This is a genomic window from Pseudomonas sp. SDO5532_S415, assembly GCF_054071155.1.
On record NZ_JBSVWS010000394.1, the window covers coordinates 1 to 221 of the forward strand.

Consider the following 221-nt stretch of genomic DNA (forward strand, 5'->3'; position numbering starts at 1 on the left):
TGGGCGTGTGGATCGCCTCGCAGCTGGTATGGCCCGAGATGAACCTCGACCTGCCGTGGACCAGTTTCGGCCGCTTGCGCCCGCTGCACACCAGCCTGGTGATTTTCGGTTTCGCCGGCAGCGCGCAATTCGCCGCCAGTTATTACGCGGTGCAGCGTACCTGTCAGGTGCGGCTGTTCTCGGACAAACTCGCCGCCTTCACGTTCTGGGGCTGGCAGTCG

At 64.3% G+C, this 221-nt stretch carries 1 protein-coding gene; it reads left to right on the plus strand.

The genetic code is table 11. From position 1 onward, the window contains the following. A partial coding sequence (locus tag ACW9HW_RS30220) for a cbb3-type cytochrome c oxidase subunit I (RefSeq protein ID WP_457402992.1) occupies positions 1-221 on the plus strand: 221 nt, incomplete at both ends.